We start from the raw sequence: 13,254 nt of genomic DNA on the forward strand, positions 1-13,254 counted from the left end.
CGTCGTACGGTGGACGAGTGAGCAACGAGGTGCCGATGGTCCCGGTGGAGGTCCTCGGCGTGCGCCAGCAGCAGGGGGCAGGGCAGGAGATCGTGGTGCTCCTGCTCGACCCCGCTGCGGAGCTGGTGGTCCCGATCATCATCGGGCCGCGGGAGGCGAGCGCGATCGCGATGGCGCAGGCGCACCTGACCGCCCCTCGACCGATGACCCATGACCTGCTGCGGGACGTCCTGGAGGCGGTGCACGTCGGCCTGCTGCGGGTGGAGATCGTCGCGCTGGACGACGGGATCTTCTTCGCCGAGATGGTGCTCAGCACGGGGGTCAGGGTGGATGCTCGCGCCTCGGACGCGATCGCGGTGGCGGTCCGTACGGGCAGCCCGGTCATGTGCTCGGCGGAGATCGTCGCACTGGCCGGGGTGGAGATCGTCGACCCGGAGCAGCAGCGGGAGGTCGCCGAGTTCCGAGACTTCCTGGAGCACGTTTCACCCGACGACTTCGGTTCACCCGGCCGCGGCGGGGAGTCGGACGATCCATGAGGCCGGTGTCGGTCGGGGCCCGCGCCACTGGCGGCGTCGCACGGGAGGAAAGTCAGACAAACCACGCCTTTCGTTCACGACAAAACGCATACATCGTCTGGTCCTTCGCAATACCGCTCTCCTGCCGACGGTGACCGCCTCACCCGCCGGGGAGGGGCGTCGCAGGGGGAGTGGCGGCTGCGACACGCGCAGCTCTCAGCGGCTCAGTCGTTGACGCTCCCCGGCACCGGGCCTAGCGTGGAGTCCACATCATCCTTGGAGGCACAGTGAACAGCAGCGGCAGAGCTGGTGCGGAGCCGGGGGCTCCTGTTCCCCACGCGGCCCAGGGCCTGCTGTTCGGCGAGGACATCACCGAGCTCGACACCAGCATCGGGTACCGCGGGCCGACGGCCTGCAGGGTGGCCGGCATCACCTATCGGCAGCTGGACTACTGGGCCCGCACGGGCCTGGTCGAACCGACCGTCCGTCCCGCGTCCGGGTCGGGGACGCATCGTCTCTACGGTTTCCGGGACATCCTCGTCCTCAAGATCGTCAAGCGGCTCCTCGACACGGGGGTGTCCCTCCAGCAGATCCGCACCGCGGTCGAGCACCTGCGGGAGCGCGGCGTCAACGACCTCGCGCAGATCACGCTCATGAGCGACGGCGCGAGCGTGTACGAGTGCACGTCCCCCGACGAGGTCGTGGACCTGGTGCAGGGTGGCCAGGGAGTGTTCGGCATCGCCGTCGGACGCGTCTGGCGCGAGGTCGAGGGGACGCTGAGCGACATGCCGGCCGAGTCCCTCGGCGAGGACGAGACGCCCAGCCCGCCCTCCGAGGACGAGCTCGAGCTCCGTCGTCGGGCACGCTCGGCCGGCTGAGAGACCGCCGCCGGACTGCCTGGCGGGGACCGCGCGCCGCCCAGGACGTGGCGATCGCCACCTTTTTCGACCGTTCGCCCCCTTCCGGTGCCCTCCCGCCCGGACGGCCGTGGCAAGATCGCCTGTGGGCGTCCCCGGCTCGTGCCGGGAGGACCGCCCGTGACGAGCGAGCACACGGCCCTCTTCTCGCGAGGGTGCGCGTGCTCGACCCACGATGACGGATGGGGTACTTGGTGTTCTCGAAGGTTCTGGTCGCCAACCGCGCGGAGATCGCGGTTCGGGCGTTTCGCGCGGCGTACGAGCTCGGCTCCCGGACGGTGGCGGTCTTCCCCTACGAGGACCGGAACTCCGAGCACCGCCTGAAGGCGGACGAGGCGTACCGGATCGGCGAGGAGGGGCACCCGGTCCGGGCGTACCTCGACATCGAGGAGATCGTGCGCGTCGCCAAGGACGCCGGCGCGGACGCGATCTACCCCGGCTACGGCTTCCTGTCGGAGAACCCCGACCTCGCACGGGCCTGCCAGCAGGCGGGCATCACGTTCGTCGGGCCGCCTCCCGAGGTCCTCGAGCTCGCCGGGAACAAGGTGCGCGCCCTCAAGGCCGCGAAGGAGGCCGGCATCCCGGTCCTCGCGTCGAGCGAGCCGTCGTCGGACATCGACGAGCTCATCGCGGCAGCCGACGAGATCGGTTTCCCGATCTTCGCCAAGGCCGTCGCGGGTGGTGGCGGGCGCGGCATGCGCCGCGTCGACCGGCGGGAGGACCTGCCCGAGGCGCTGGCCGCCGCGATGCGCGAGGCCGACGGCGCGTTCGGCGACCCGACCATGTTCCTCGAGCAGGCCGTCCTGCGACCGCGTCACATCGAGGTGCAGATCCTCGCCGACGGGCAGGGCAACGTCGTGCACCTGTACGAGCGCGACTGCTCGGTCCAGCGGCGCCACCAGAAGGTCATCGAGATCGCGCCCGCGCCCAACCTCGACCCCGCGGTCCGGGACGCGCTGTGCGCCGACGCCGTGAAGTTCGCGCGGTCGATCGGGTACCAGAACGCCGGGACCGTCGAGTTCCTGCTCGACACCGTGGGGGAGCGGGCCGGGCAGCACGTGTTCATCGAGATGAACCCGCGCATCCAGGTCGAGCACACCGTGACCGAGGAGGTCACCGACATCGACCTCGTCTCGTCGCAGATGCGCATCGCCGCGGGGGAGTCGCTCGAGGACCTGGGCATCCGCCAGGAGGACGTGCACGTCAACGGCGCGGCCCTGCAGTCGCGCATCACGACGGAGGACCCCTCCAACGGCTTCCGCCCGGACACGGGCCGCATCGTGGCCTACCGTTCGCCGGGTGGCGCGGGAGTCCGCCTCGACGGCGCGACGGCGACCGCCGGGTCGGAGATCTCGGGCCACTTCGACTCGATGCTGGTCAAGCTCACGTGCCGCGGCAGGGACTACCCGACGGCCGTACGCCGGGCCCGCCGTGCCCTGGCCGAGTTCCGCATCCGCGGCATCCGGACGAACATCCCGTTCCTGCAGGCGGTGCTCTCGGACGCCGAGTTCATCGCCGGGAACCTGTCGACGTCCTTCATCGACGAGCGCCCCGAGCTGCTGGCCGCACGCGAGAGCGCAGACCGCGGCACCCGGCTCCTGAGCTACCTGGGCGACGTGACGGTCAACCGCCCGCACGGACCCGGCCAGGGGGCGATCGACCCCGTCGCCAAGCTCCCCGAGGTCGACCTGTCGCTGGCCCCCGTGCCGGGCAGCCGTCAGCAGCTGCTCGAGCTGGGGCCGGAGGGCTTCGCCCGCGCGCTGCGCGCCGAGACCGCGGTCAAGGTCACGGACACCACGTTCCGCGATGCCCACCAGTCCCTGCTCGCGACCCGGGTGCGCACCCACGACCTGCTCGCGGTCGCCCCGTACGTCGCGCGCCTGACGCCGCAGCTGCTCTCGGTCGAGGCATGGGGCGGCGCGACGTACGACGTCGCGCTCCGCTTCCTCGGCGAGGACCCGTGGGCCCGCCTGGCGGCGCTGCGCGAGGCCATGCCGAACGTCGCGCTCCAGATGCTCCTGCGCGGCCGCAACACCGTCGGGTACACCCCGTACCCCACCGAGGTCACCGAGGCCTTCGTCCGTGAGGCCGCGGCCACGGGCGTGGACATCTTCCGCATCTTCGACGCGCTCAACGACGTCGAGCAGATGCGCCCGGCGATCGACGCCGTCCGGGCGACCGGCACCGCGGTCGCCGAGGTCGCGCTGTGCTACACGGGCAACCTGCTCGACCCGGCCGAGTCCCTGTACACGCTCGACTACTACCTCGAGCTCGCCGACCGCATCGTCGACGCGGGGGCGCACGTCCTCGCGATCAAGGACATGGCCGGCCTGCTGCGTCCTGCGGCCGCGGCGCGCCTCGTCACGGCCCTGCGCGAGCGCTTCGACCTGCCCGTCCACCTGCACACGCACGACACGTCGGGCGGGCAGATGGCCACCCTCATGGCTGCCGTCGCGGCAGGGGTCGACGCAGTCGACGTCGCGAGCGCGGCGATGGCCGGAACGACGAGCCAGCCGTCGATGTCCGCCCTGGTCGCAGGGCTCGAGCACACCGAGCGCGACACGGGCCTGTCGCTGCGCGCGGTGTGCGACCTGGAGCCCTACTGGGAGGCCGTGCGGCGCCTGTACGCCCCGTTCGAGTCGGGCCTGTCGAGCCCCACGGGTCGCGTCTACGAGCACGAGATCCCGGGCGGCCAGCTCTCCAACCTGCGCCAGCAGGCCATCGCGCTCGGCCTGGGCGACCGGTTCGAGCAGATCGAGGCCACGTACGCCGCGGCCGACCGCATCCTCGGGCGCCTGGTCAAGGTGACCCCGTCCTCGAAGGTGGTCGGCGACCTGGCCCTCCAGCTCGTGGCGCGGCAGGCCGACCCGGCGGACTTCGCCGAGAACCCGCAGGACTACGACATCCCCGACTCCGTCATCGCGTTCCTGGGCGGCGAGCTCGGCGATCCTCCCGGCGGCTGGCCCGAGCCCTTCCGCAGCAAGGCCCTTGCAGGCCGCGTCGTGCGTACGCCCGTGACGCCGCTCACCGCGGAGGACCAGGCGGACCTCGACGGGGACTCGGCCGCACGGCGCAACCGGCTCAACCACCTGCTGTTCGCCGGCCCGACCAAGGACTACGAGACGACGCGGGCGGCGTTCGGCGACGTCTCGGTGCTCGACACCCAGGCGTACCTCTACGGGCTCACGCCCGGCGAGGAGGTCGAGGTCTCGCTCGAGCGCGGGGTCAAGCTCCTCGTGGGGCTCGAGGCCGTGGGCGTCCCGGACGAGCGCGGCATGCGCACGGTCATGTTCACGCTCAACGGCCAGCTCCGCCCGCTCCAGGTCCGCGACCGATCGATCGAGGTCGACTCGTCGCTCGCCGAGAAGGCCGACCCGGCCGCACCGGGCCAGATCGCGGCGCCGTTCGCGGGGGCCGTGACGCCGGTGGTCCAGGAGGGCGAGGTCGTCGAGGCCGGGCAGACCGTCGCGACGGTCGAGGCCATGAAGATGGAGGCCGCGATCACGACCCCCGTCGGCGGGACGGTGCAGCGCGTCGCGATCGGCGCGGTCCAGCAGCTCGAGGGCGGGGACCTGGTGCTCGTCGTCGTCTAGTCCGGTACGGACGGTCCTCGGGCCGGGTCGGGAGCGTCGCGCTCCCTGCCCGGCCCGTCGTCGTCCGGGTCGGGGCGCCGGTCAGTCCGCCACGATCCGCGCGGCGAGGCGCGGCGCGACCCGGTGGATCGCGAGCAACGGCCTCACGGCCCCGACGTGCACCCTGTCCCTGCGCCCGGCGAGGGCCGACAGGACGGCTGCCGCGGCGTCGTCGGGCGTGATCTTCCGTGCCCCACGGCCCGCCGTCATCGCGGTGTCCACGAGGGGGAGCGCGACCTCGACCGCCCGGACGTGCGGGGCCGCCGACCGGAGCTGGTAGCGGAGCGAGGTGGTGAAGGCGCTCAGGCCCGCCTTGGCCGCGCAGTAGACCGGCGCCGAACGCTTGGGGACGGTCCCGAGCGCCGACGTGACGGAGACGACCGCCGCCCGGGGCGCCTCGGCGAGGACGGGGAGAAGGTGCGCGGTCAGGTGCAGGGGAGCGCCGAGGTCCGTCGCGAGCTCGGTCGCCGCGTCCTGGACGAGGGCTGCGGCCCTGCCGGGACCGGGCGTGACGACCCAGTCCCGGTCGAGCTGGACCGCCGCGTTGTGCACGAGGAGGTCGAGGCCGGGCAGGTCGGCTGCGGCGTGCGCGAGCCGCGCGACGTCGTCGGGGTCGGAGAGGTCCGCGACCAGGGTCCGCAGGCCGGGGACGCGGGCCGCGGCGTCCGCGAGGCGGCCGGGATCGCGCCCGCACACGAGCACGGTCGTGCCGTCCGCCACGAGGCGCCGTGCGAGCGCCAGCCCGACGCCGGAGCTCCCGCCGGTCACGAGGGCCGCGGTCCAGCGTGGGCCGGGGGAGGCGCGCCGGGTTGCGGACGGTTCCGGCAGCGATGCTGTAACGCGCGTTACATTCATGGCCGTCAACGTAGGCTGGGCGGACCCGCCCGTCAACCCCTCCGGGAGCACCCGTGCCACGCACCCCCGACGAAGAACGCCGAGCCCGGCTCGTCGCCGACGCGCTCGACCACCTGCAGGGGGCGGGCCTCAGCACCTTCACCCTGCGATCGCTCGCACCCCACCTCGGCACGAGCGCGCGGATGCTCGTGCACTACTTCGGGACCAGGGACGCGCTCCTCGATGCGGTCCTCACGGAGCACCGTCGGCGCATGATCGCGGGCCTCGACGCCGTCGCGACCACCGACCCTCGGGCCACGGCGCAGGCAGCCTGGGCGGCGATGACCGACCCGGCGCGCACCGGGCACTTCACCCTCATGCTCCAGGTCCTCACGGCCTCCCTCGAGGACGGGCACCCGCACCACGCGATCGCCCAGGACGCGATCAGCGCGTGGGTCGAGCACGTCGAGAAGCTCCTCGTCGGCACCGGCAGCCCGCCGGACGTCGCGCGAACCGACGCCACGCTCCTCACCTCGGGGTTCAAGGGCCTCCTGCTCGACCGGCTCGTCTCGGGCGACCTGCAGAGGACCGACGCCGCGGCGCAGCGGCTCGTCGACCTGCTGCTCGCCCCCTGACCCGACGCGACGTCCAGGGCGCCTCACGGCAGACTGGAACCTCCCGCCCCCCACCGAAGGCACCCGATGCGCATCACGTCTCACGGCCACTCGTGCGTGGCCCTCGACCACGCCGGCACCACGCTCACCCTCGACCCCGGGACGTTCGCCGACACCGCGACGGCACTCGACGCCCCCGGCACGCTGCTCGTGACCCACGCGCACCCCGACCACCTCGACCACCTCGACGTCGAGGCCGTGCAGGCCGCCCTGGACCGGGACCCGGAGGTCCGGGTGATCGGCCCGCAGGCCGTGTTCGACCGGCTGGGACGGACGCCCGACGACGCCCGGTTCGTGCTGGTCGAACCCGGTGACGTCCTGACGGTCGGATCGTTCTCCGTGCTGGTCGGGGGAGGGCAGCACGCCCTGATCCACCCGGACGTGCCGCGGGTGGCGAACCTCACCTACCTCGTGGCGGCAGGCGGCGTGCGGGTCTACCACCCGGGCGACTCGTTCAGCCCGCCGCTGACCGACGACCGCCTCGACGTCCTGTTCGCGCCCGTGTCGGCCCCTTGGATGAAGGTCGCAGAAGGCATCGACTTCGTCCGCTCGCTCGACCCGTGGACGGTGGTCCCGATCCACGAAGCGATCCTCTCCCAGGCCGGCCTCGGCCTCGTCCACCGGCTGTTCGGTGAGGCACGCACCGGCGGCACCTACGACTTTCGCCCGCTCGGCGTGGGCGAGCGGTACGACGCGACCCCCCAGCACCTCACGGAGGAGACGGCCAGGGGCGAGGACCCGACGCCGGACGGACCCCTGCACCGAGACCCCGAGGCCGTCGCCGAGGCGATCCTGCGCGAGCACCCCGAGTTCGATCAGGTCCCTGCCATCGAGATCGACGAGACCGTGCCGCCCCGCCCGGAGGAGGAGGTCGCGGATGCCGCACGGGAGGAGGGGGCCACAGGCGCCGGCGTGGCGCCGTGAACCCGTCGGAAGCGACACCGGCGGGCGCCCGGGGTGCGCGACGAGCACGACGACGCGCTCTGAGCAGGCCCTGCACGGCGTGCGGCCATCCGTGGGGCGAACATCCCGGGACCCCGTACGACGCCGCCGTCGACGGGAACGACCGGTGCGGCGAGTGCGTCTACGAGCAGGACCACGGGTTCACCGCGCGACCGGCGTGCCGGCTGCAGGTTCCCGCGGACGTGCTGGGCGCGACCTGACGTGCGTCGGGCGGCGTCGTCCTCTGCCTACAGCAGCGGTCGCAGGGGAGCGAGCGCGACCTCGCCGAACTTGGCCGCGAGGGACCGCCCGGACCACTCCTCGAGCGTGAGCTCGCGGCAGTTGCTGAGGTCGACGTCGTACACCTTCTCCATCTGGGCCGCGATGCCGGCGTCGACGATCTCCAGGTTGACCTCGTAGTTGCCCGTGAGGCTGAGGCGGTCGATGTTCGCCGTGCCGATCGTGGTCCAGCGCCCGTCGATCGTCGCGGTCTTGGCGTGGACCATCGCGTCCTTGTAGAGCCAGATGGTCACGCCACCGCGCAGCAGGGTCGTGTAGAGGCCCTTGGAGAGCCAGTCCGCCACGACGTGGTTGGAGCGCTCGGGCACGAGGACCCTGACGTCGACGCCACGCAGTGCCGCCATGAGGAGCGCGTCGAGGATCTCGCGGTCGGGGATGAAGTAGGCCTGGGTGATGTAGATGTGGTCCGACGCGCGGTCGATCGCATCGAGGTAGATGCCGCGGATCGGGAAGACGAGGTGGGCGGGGGCGTTGCGCGCCGCGCGGAGCTCGGGGAGCCACAGCCGGGACCCCGGGTCCTCGAGGTGCGGCTGGCCGGGCTTCCTGTTCGAGTTCCAGAAGTCGACGAACGCGTTGCGCAGCTCCCACGTGGAGGGGCCCGCGAGCCGGATGTGCGTGTCACGCCACTGCGTCGCGTACATGGCCCCGATGTTGTACCCGCCCACGAAGCCGATCTCGTCGTCGACCACCAGGATCTTGCGGTGGTCCCGTCCGGACTTGCGGACGTTGAGCATCAGGACGCCCGGGCGGAAGACCGGGTAGCGGATGACGTGGATGGGTGCCGGGAAGGTCAGGAAGTCGCGAGGGACCACGAGGTTCGCGAAACCGTCGTAGATCACGAAGACCTCGACGCCGCGCTCGGTGGCCTCGATCAGCGCGTCCTTGAACTCCTGGCCCAGCTCGTCACCCTTCCAGATGTACGTCTCGAGCATGATGCGTCGCTTCGCGCCCCGGATCGCGGCCAGCATCTCGCGGTAGAGGTCGTCACCGTAGGTGAAGATCGTCGTCGAGGTCTCACCGACGCTGCCCTCGGCAGGGGCCGAGCGGGGAAACCTGCTGGGGTCCGTGACGCGACGCTTGCGGATGGCGTCCGCGATCACGAGGCCGGTCGCGACGGTCATGGGGACGGCGACCGCGAGCACTGCCGCGCGGGCCATCACCGTTCGGGCGAGCTGGACGGGGGAGGTCTTCGAGGGGCGCACCTGCTCACCGTAGCCTCAGGACGCCGAGCACACCCGGAGAAAACGCGTGACGTTGGTCGTTGCGGCCGCGACGGCCTCCGGTCACCCGGCCGAGGGTGTGGTTTCCTTCTCTTTGTCCGTTTCGGCCGGCGGCTCGCTGCCCATCTCCGCGGGCAACCCGGTCGACAACGGGTGGGACCGGATCGCGGCCGCGAGCTCACCCTCGATCCGGTCGAGGTAGACACCGGTCGTCGCGATCGACGCGTGGCCGAGCAGCTCGGCGATGACCTTGACGTCCCAGCCCTGGGCGACGAGGAGGGTCGCGGTCGTGTGGCGCAGCGCGTGGGGGGTGGCTGCTCGGCGGTACTCCTCGGGCATCCGGGCGATGCACCGGTTGAGGAGGGCCCGGATCGCCTGCGCGTCGATGCGTCGACCTCGCCAGGTCAGCAGGAGAGCGCGCGCGGCGTCGGGGTCGCCTGGTCGGCGCGCGAGCAGCGAGGGGCGCAGCGTCGCGAGGTACTCGTCGAGGGCGCGTGACAGGGGCTCGGACAGGCTGACCGTCCGCACCGCGCCTCCCTTGCCCTTGATGCGCCAGCGGGTCTGGTCCGGCTCACGCACGAAGTCGTCGAGGTCCGCGCGGGCGACCTCCGAGACCCGCGGCCCCAGGATGAGCAGGAGCGCGATGATAAACCGGTCCCGAAGAGCGAGGTCGTGGTCCGGTCGGGGGGTGGGGGTGCTGGGCGACGCGGCCGGGGACGGCGAGTCGGTCGCGCGCGGCTTGGTGCTCGCGGTCACGAGGAGAGCCTGCGCAGCCGTTGCCGAGAGCGCGGTACGAGCGACCCGCAGGCCGCCGCGGAGCCGGGCCGGGGGAGCGGCCCACTGCATGGGGTCGGCCTGCACCCACCCGTCGCGCGCGGCGTGCGTGAAGAAGCGCGAGATCGACTGGCGGAAGCGGTTGACGGTCGCGGCCGATCGCCCCGGGCCGTCGGGCTTGGTCCGCGGGTCCGCGTAGCGACCGTCGGGGGTGACCTGGTAGCGCAGGAGGAAGTCGTCGACGTCGGCGCCGGTGATGTCGTCGAGGACCGTGTCAGGTCCGGCGAGCGAGGAGAACTCGCGCAGGTCGCGCTCGTAGTTCCGCTGGGTCGTGGGGGAGAGGACGCCCCTGAGGGTCTCCGCAGACACGGAAGAGAGGTACGTGGCGACGGCCTCCGCGACGGTGACGCGGTTGAGGCGGGGAGGGGCGACCACCGAGAGGCTCCTGGGGACGGGACGAGACCGGACATCCGGAGCATAGGGGGCGCCACTGACAGCGACGGGGGTGAGGGGCCCGACGGTTGACCGTCTCTGACCACGGTGTTGTGCTAAACACAATGGTTTGTCTTGCATGTCCCAATTCAGCGACCTTACCGCAGCGCGCCACGAGATGGAAGGGAGCGCGCCTCGTGTCGCATCACCCGCCCGACGGCGCCGTCACGCCAGGCCGCCTTCGTGCCTCGGCCCTGGAGCGAGAAGGTGACCGCGCCGCACGGGGGGACCGGTTCCCGGCGGGGGCGGACGCGAGTCGGTAGATCCACCACGGCGACGCCACCGCGACGGTGACGACCGTCAGGACGACCGCAAGCGCGGCGAGACCGACCAGCACCACCAGGAGCGCTGCGGAGAAGATCGCGCGCACCGACCGGTCGATCGTCGAGCTGCCAGATGCCCGCAGGATGCGTCTGGACGAACTGGCGCCCAGATCCACGGGCGCCGCGCTGGCGCGGATGCTCTCGAACGGTCCTGAGCTCATGTCCCGACTCCTGGTGCGCCTCGGGCGTGCTGTCGACGCCGTCACAGCAGAGGGAGCACGTCGCAGCGCCGTCTGATGCGCCGGCGGGGCCGAGCTCGCGCAGGGTGACGGAGGCGTGTGTCGGCGCCACCTCGTGGGCGCAAGGAACCGGGCGACCCGCGACCGAGAGGGGCGTGGTCAGATCGTCGTAATGACATAATGTACATTATCGGCGTTGACTGGAAGCGGTCGAGAGGGGCGAGAAACGGCGCGATCGCAGTACCCGAGCGCCCGAGCGGTTCGTCCGCACCATGGCCACCACCGTCGTCGCTGGACACTTCTCACGAGGCTCGCGCGTCCATGACGTTCCGCGGGGCTGCCGCCGCACCCGGCACGTGCGCGCCGGCACGAGCCGGGTGCGGCACCCCGAGACAGAACTCTGCGCACGGCAACCTCAGACCGGATCGGCCGCTGGTTCGCCACGAACCCCACGTCACGACATGTTGCTCGGGCCAGCCATCCGCACCCGGCCGTCGAGTGCACCGACGGCAGCGAACGGCGTGTGTCGACGATGGTCCGTGCGATCCTCCTGGTGGCGGCGTCTCGGCCCGTCGAGACACCCGTGCGATGGCCGCAGCCCGGGGAATCCTGCTGCCACTCCCCCGGGCCATCGCCTCCGATTCGTGCATCGTCGCAGGTCAGAAGCCATTTTGCCCCGGTCGCGAAGCCGCCCGGGCGCCACGGACGATCAGCCTGCCGCCCTCTTGACGAGCTGTGCGATCGTCGCCTCGTTCTCCGCCGTCAGCTCGGTGAGGGCGTACGCGACGGGCCACAGCGTGCCCTCGTCGAGCTGGGCGACGTCGTTGAAGCCGAAGGTCGGGTAGCGCGCACCGAACTTCTCCGCGGGCTGGAAGAAGCACAGGATCTTGCCGTCCTTGGCCCACCCGGGCATCCCGTACCAGGTCTTCGGTGCGAGCAAGGGCGCGTGCTCCGCGACGAGCTCGTGGATCCTGGACGCCATGGAACGGTCGGGCTCCGAGAGCTCCGCGATCTTCTCGAGCTGGGCCTTTTCCGCGTCCGCACGGTTCGCGGACGCCTTGAGCTCCTTGGCGCGCTCCTTCATCGCCGCGCGTTCCTCGGCCGAGAATCCTTCGTACGCCTTGCTGGTCCTGGTCGACTTCGTGGTGCCGGTCATCGTGGTTCCCCTCCTCGGTGTGTCGTACGTCAGGATCGACGCTACTGAGCGGGGCCGGACGCCGCTTCTCCAGATCTGCTCGATCCCGACACGGCGGAAGCCAGGCGCAGTCAGCGGGCGGAATGTGCACCGCGTATTTCCCTGCCGCCTCGTGGACGGAAAGGATGAGCTGGCGGCAATGAATACTGCCCAGAATGCGCACGGTTGTTTCCCCGTCCGGATGCTCCGGACGTCCTCGATCGTCGGCGATGGACGTGACCACCTCCGACCGGGTGTTCCGCCGACGGACATGCTGTCCCGACCGCCGGCTCCTCGGCGGCCGTACCGCCGCCCCCGTACCGCCGCTCCCCCGGGCTGGCGCGTCCCGGCCGAGCCCGCGCCTCGACGAGGTCGTCTGCCGTCTGAGAACCGCAGCACCCGCTCGTCGCCTCCGCCGAAAGCAGGGTTGACCTGCGAAGACGACCAGGTGCAGCGGATCTCACCCGGAGCGCTCCGGGCGCCGTACGCCCCCTCTACGTGGCGCCCGGCACCGGGACCGGGCCCCTGAAGCGTCAGGGCACGCTCGACCGGGCGACGGGGTTGGCCCGGTGGGCGCGGTGGCCGCTGGCTACTCGTGCGGCGTGTGCAGGGCGCCGGCGTGGCCGAGCGGCGGACCGTCTTTGCGGTACTGCCAGCAGGTGAATGTTTTCTCTGGCAATTGCGCGGCGCCTTGTCGCGGCGTGCGCGGTCGGGAATTCAGAATGCTCGTCCGCGGCTCAGGTCAATCGTTCGGACAGGTGAACGGTCACGGCGTCCCCGATGCCCTTGCCGGGCTGTGTGCGGAGCTTGGCGCTGATCGAGAGCATGTGCCCGCCGGACCCTGTCGGCATCAGCCCGGCCGTGAGGTGGCGGTCGTCCACGGTCGCGACGACCCGCACGGCCTTGCCCGTTCCCAGCAGCTCGAGCGAGTCGGGAATCTCGACGCACGACCACACGTCGTCGCGCACCGTCACGCCGATCGGTGCGGTGAAGGTGACATCCATCGGACCTGGCCTGGCGCTCACCACGTACCTCCCTCGTCGTCGACGGGGCTCGTGTGCCCGCACGTCGTCGCTCCGACCCTATCGAGCGACACGGACAGAGCGCTCGGTGCGCGCCGTCCGTGTGCGGCCCGGGCCTCGACGTCTCTGGTCGTGGTCGAGTTCCGCGATCGGTCGTCGGGGGTCCGTTGCACCAAAGTCTCTTGATGTCGACAGACTTCCCCAGGAAGCGTTGAGAGCGTCGAGCGTCTCGGTGCGACTCCGTCGTTTCGGGTGG

The 13,254-nt window shown here is 71.7% G+C and carries 11 protein-coding genes; 5 read left to right on the forward strand and 6 right to left on the reverse strand.

Annotated features, from left to right (window positions below; translation table 11 throughout):
- Positions 1–35 precede the first annotated feature (35 nt).
- The 3 genes from NHG27_RS03505 (at position 36) to NHG27_RS03515 (ending at position 5,025) form a co-directional block, all read left to right on the forward strand.
- Positions 36–536, forward strand: coding sequence for a bifunctional nuclease family protein (locus tag NHG27_RS03505; protein ID WP_193720265.1), 501 nt, complete (start codon positions 36–38; stop codon positions 534–536).
- 266 nt (positions 537–802) lie between these two features.
- Positions 803–1,393 carry a MerR family transcriptional regulator gene (locus NHG27_RS03510; protein WP_193720243.1) on the forward strand — a complete coding sequence of 197 codons (591 nt, stop codon included), beginning with the start codon at positions 803–805 and terminating at the stop codon, positions 1,391–1,393.
- Between the two features lie 233 nt (positions 1,394–1,626).
- On the forward strand, positions 1,627–5,025 hold the full coding sequence (locus tag NHG27_RS03515; RefSeq protein WP_497014757.1) for a pyruvate carboxylase: 3,399 nt from the start codon (positions 1,627–1,629) through the stop codon (positions 5,023–5,025).
- 81 nt (positions 5,026–5,106) lie between these two features.
- On the opposite strand, the gene NHG27_RS03520 is transcribed toward NHG27_RS03515, so the two are convergent.
- Positions 5,107–5,919: an SDR family NAD(P)-dependent oxidoreductase gene (locus NHG27_RS03520; protein ID WP_497014758.1), complete on the reverse strand. Its 813-nt coding sequence runs from the start codon at positions 5,917–5,919 to the stop codon at positions 5,107–5,109.
- Positions 5,920–5,972: 53 nt separating this feature from the next.
- Between NHG27_RS03520 and NHG27_RS03525 the strand changes: the two genes are divergently transcribed.
- Both NHG27_RS03525 and NHG27_RS03530 read left to right on the forward strand, forming a co-directional pair.
- Positions 5,973–6,533 (forward strand): TetR/AcrR family transcriptional regulator, encoded by a 561-nt coding sequence (locus NHG27_RS03525; protein ID WP_497014759.1) that lies wholly within the window; start codon positions 5,973–5,975, stop codon positions 6,531–6,533.
- Positions 6,534–6,599: 66 nt separating this feature from the next.
- On the forward strand, positions 6,600–7,496 hold the full coding sequence (locus tag NHG27_RS03530; protein WP_497014760.1) for an MBL fold metallo-hydrolase: 897 nt from the start codon (positions 6,600–6,602) through the stop codon (positions 7,494–7,496).
- A 266-nt stretch (positions 7,497–7,762) separates the two neighbouring features.
- Here the strand turns inward: NHG27_RS03530 and NHG27_RS03535 are convergent, their stop codons facing one another.
- The 5 genes from NHG27_RS03535 to NHG27_RS03555 all read right to left on the reverse strand — a co-directional run bounded on the left by NHG27_RS03535 (position 7,763) and on the right by NHG27_RS03555 (position 12,980).
- On the reverse strand, positions 7,763–9,016 hold the full coding sequence (locus tag NHG27_RS03535; protein WP_497014761.1) for a phospholipase D-like domain-containing protein: 1,254 nt from the start codon (positions 9,014–9,016) through the stop codon (positions 7,763–7,765).
- 81 nt (positions 9,017–9,097) lie between these two features.
- Complete coding sequence (locus NHG27_RS03540) at positions 9,098–10,243, reverse strand: tyrosine-type recombinase/integrase (RefSeq protein ID WP_497014762.1); 1,146 nt, start codon at positions 10,241–10,243, stop codon at positions 9,098–9,100.
- A gap of 202 nt (positions 10,244–10,445) precedes the next feature.
- A complete protein-coding gene (locus tag NHG27_RS03545) occupies positions 10,446–10,784 on the reverse strand; it encodes a hypothetical protein (protein ID WP_497014763.1) in 339 nt (112 codons plus the stop codon).
- Between the two features lie 727 nt (positions 10,785–11,511).
- Positions 11,512–11,958 (reverse strand): iron chaperone, encoded by a 447-nt coding sequence (locus NHG27_RS03550; protein ID WP_497014764.1) that lies wholly within the window; start codon positions 11,956–11,958, stop codon positions 11,512–11,514.
- A 755-nt stretch (positions 11,959–12,713) separates the two neighbouring features.
- Positions 12,714–12,980: a DUF1905 domain-containing protein gene (locus NHG27_RS03555; RefSeq protein ID WP_497014765.1), complete on the reverse strand. Its 267-nt coding sequence runs from the start codon at positions 12,978–12,980 to the stop codon at positions 12,714–12,716.
- Positions 12,981–13,254: the final 274 nt, after the last annotated feature.

Source organism: Oerskovia sp. 140933, assembly GCF_059651515.1.

Excerpts from the sequence above, each read along its gene's own strand:
- NHG27_RS03505 (WP_193720265.1), top strand. The coding sequence starts at position 36 with ATGGTCCCGGTGGAGGTCCTCGGCGTGCGCCAGCAGCAGGGGGCAGGG.
- NHG27_RS03520 (WP_497014758.1), bottom strand. The coding sequence starts at position 5,919 with ATGAATGTAACGCGCGTTACAGCATCGCTGCCGGAACCGTCCGCAACC.
- NHG27_RS03530 (WP_497014760.1), top strand. The coding sequence starts at position 6,600 with ATGCGCATCACGTCTCACGGCCACTCGTGCGTGGCCCTCGACCACGCC.
- NHG27_RS03545 (WP_497014763.1), bottom strand. The coding sequence starts at position 10,784 with ATGAGCTCAGGACCGTTCGAGAGCATCCGCGCCAGCGCGGCGCCCGTG.
- NHG27_RS03550 (WP_497014764.1), bottom strand. The coding sequence starts at position 11,958 with ATGACCGGCACCACGAAGTCGACCAGGACCAGCAAGGCGTACGAAGGA.
- NHG27_RS03555 (WP_497014765.1), bottom strand. The coding sequence starts at position 12,980 with ATGGATGTCACCTTCACCGCACCGATCGGCGTGACGGTGCGCGACGAC.